3 protein-coding genes are annotated in these 2,857 nt (G+C 68.7%); 1 reads left to right on the forward strand and 2 read right to left on the reverse strand.

Annotated elements, in window-relative coordinates:
* On the forward strand, positions 1 to 1,478 hold a 1,478-nt coding region (locus V7Z54_RS09670), incomplete at its 5' end, for an SLC13 family permease (RefSeq protein WP_334136183.1).
* 29 nt (positions 1,479 to 1,507) lie between these two features.
* On the opposite strand, the gene V7Z54_RS09675 is transcribed toward V7Z54_RS09670, so the two are convergent.
* Entirely contained in the window at positions 1,508 to 1,822 is a 315-nt protein-coding gene (locus V7Z54_RS09675) for a P-II family nitrogen regulator (RefSeq protein WP_334136185.1), read from the reverse strand.
* Positions 1,823 to 1,838: 16 nt separating this feature from the next.
* A partial coding sequence (locus V7Z54_RS09680; protein WP_334136187.1) for a sodium-dependent bicarbonate transport family permease occupies positions 1,839 to 2,857 on the reverse strand: 1,019 nt, incomplete at its 5' end.

The raw sequence follows: 2,857 nt of genomic DNA on the forward strand, positions 1-2,857 counted from the left end.
GCGTGTCGCCATTCGTCAACAACACCCCGCTGGTGATGGTGATGATTCCGGTGGTCACGGCGCTGGCTGTTCGGCATTCGCTGGCGCCGTCGCGCCTGCTGATCCCGCTGTCCTACGCCACCATCTTGGGAGGCATGGTGACGCTGGTGGGCACTTCGACCAATCTGTTGGTCGATGGGGTGGCGCGTCAACACGGGCTGGCGCCGTTTTCGCTTTTTGAGATCGGCGCCGTGGGGGGGATTGTTGCGCTGGTGGGCTGCGTGTTCATCTTCGTGACGGCGCGCCGCTGGCTGCCGGTGCGCCAGACCTTGATCCAACAGTTCGGCGGGGGGAGCGAGCGGCGCTTCATGGCTGAGCTGTTCGTGCCCGAGGGGTCGCGCCTGGTGGGGCGCACGCTGCGCCAGGCGCATCTGGCCAATGGCAGCACACAGGTGCTCAAGCTGTTTCGGGGCGACGAGGAATTCAGCGCGCCCGATCCAGACACGCCGTTGCAGGCAGGCGACCGGCTGGTGGTGCACACGCTCAGCCATGCGCTGGTGGCGTTGCGCGATGCGGACCGGGCAGATTTGTTGACCGGCACGGCGAAAGCTCGCGCACCGGATTTGGAGACGCTGCGTCGGCGCGACGCCGTCGTGGTCGAGGCGCTGGTGGGGCAGACCTCGCGCTATGTGCAGCGCCCCATCCGCGACCTAGACCTGGCAGCCCGCTACGGCATCCACGTCATCGCCGTGCATCGCGGGCAAGCGTCGCTGGTAACCATTGGCGATGATTTTCAGCTGCAGGTGGGCGACGTGCTGCTGGTCGAAGGCACGCCGCGCCAGATCCAGCGCTTCTGCGACAACGGCGACCTGTACGCGATCACCGACGCGCGAGCCGCGACGGTGCGGCGCGAGCGCGCGCCGCTGGCGGCAGTGACGCTGGCGGCGGTCATCGCGCTGGCGGCGCTGGAGGTGATGCCGATCGAGGCGTTGGCGCTCATCGGCGCCGTCGCGGTGGTGCTGTGCGGCTGCATCAAGCCGGATGAGGCGTACAAGGCGATCGAGTGGCCGATCTTGATGCTGATCTACGCGATGCTGGCGCTGAGTGTGGCCATGCGCGACAGCGGACTGGTGGCGCAAGCCGCGCATGCCTTGGCGGTTGGGGCCGAAGGGCTGTCGCCGCAAGCGGTGTTGTCGCTGGTGATTCTGGCCGCATCGGTGGCGACCGAGTTTCTGAGCAACAGCGCGGTGGCGGCGCTGTTGACGCCGCTGGCCATCGATGTGGCGCATGCACTCGGAGTCGATCCGCGCCCCTTCGTGGTGGGCGTGATGCTGGCGGCCAGCGCCAGTTTCGCCACCCCCATCGGGTACCAGACCAACACGCTGGTGTACGCGGCAGGCCACTACCGCTTCAGCGACTTCGCCCGCCTGGGCGTGCCGCTCAACATCCTGGTGTGGGCGCTGGCCAGCGTGCTCATCCCGCTGTTCTGGCCGCTGTGATCCTTGGCACGAGCCCCTACGTGGCAGGATCAAAACTTGTCTGGCCGCAGCACTTCAACCTCCGACAAGAAGGCCACCATCGCGTAGTGTGCGTAGTAGCGCGCTTGCAGATGTTGCAAGAACGCCTCGGCCTGGGCGCGCGCGCAGATGATCTCCAGCCGCAGGTTGCGCGACTCATCCCACGAGGCGTCGCGCACGCCGCGGCCGCCCTTGCCGCGGGCGTCGGAGATGGTGTAGCCGCGGATGCCTAGGCGGTCCATGTCCGCCACCAGCAGCGGCTCCAGTGCCGCCTCGGCAAAGACCGTCAGCAGGGTGCGTTTGTCGGTGGTCACGGGGGTGGTCATGGCATGGGCAGGCTCATCACGGGTGGGACTGCAGCATCCACGCGGCCAGACGGTGGTACAGCGGGATGCCGACGATCAGGTTGAACGGGAAGGTCACCCCCAGCGCGCCGGCCAGCGACAGCGCGGGATTGGCCTGCGGCACGGCAATGCGCATGGCGGCGGGCACGGCGATGTAGGACGCCGAAGCCGCCAGGGTAGCCAGCACGGTGGTGCCGCCCACCGACAGCCCAAGCCCCACTCCGGTGGCCGCGCCCAGCACGGCCGACAGCAGCGGCATCGTCACCCCAAACGCCACCAGCGCCACGCCGCGCCGACGCAGCTCGCCCATCTGACGGCTGACGATCAGGCCCATCTCGAGCAGAAACAGCGCCAGCACGCCCTTGAACAGGTCGACGAACAGGACGCTGATGGGCTGCAGCCCGCCGGGGCCGGCGGCCCAGCCGATGGCCATGCCGCCCAGCAGCAGCGTCACCCCCTTGCCAAGGAACGCCTCGTGGCTGAGCGCCGCCCAGTCGGTATCGCGGCTGACGCCGCGCGCCAGCGCGATGCCCACCAGAATCGCCGGCACCTCCATCACCGCCAGCAGCACGGCCATCTGAGGCTCGACGGGAATGGCGCGCGCGGCCAGCCAGGCGCTGGCCACGGCGTAGGTGGCCACGCTCACCGAGCCGTAGTGCGCCGCGGTGGCGGCCGCGTTGGGCCGGTCGAAGCGCAGCAGCGCGCGCAGGGCGGCAAATGCCAGCAGCGTCTGCGCCACGCCCAGCAGCACCACGGCGCCCACCTGCGGCAGCAGCGGCGCCAGCGGCTGGGTGGCCAGTCCCTGTCCGCCTTTGAGCCCGATGGCCAGCAGCAGAAAGATCGACAGCGAGTCGTACAGCGCCCCGGGGAGCTTGAGCTCCGAGCGCAGCAACCCGGCCACCAAACCGAACAGAAAAAATAGGATGACGGGGTCGAGAGGCGGCATGATGGGGTGTGATTGTGCCAAGCGCGGGATGCAGCGCTCCGGCGCGAACGGTCGTTCGCAAAACCGCGCTT

Source organism: Tepidimonas sp., assembly GCF_036824975.1.
Taxonomy (GTDB): Bacteria; Pseudomonadota; Gammaproteobacteria; order Burkholderiales; family Burkholderiaceae_C; genus Tepidimonas.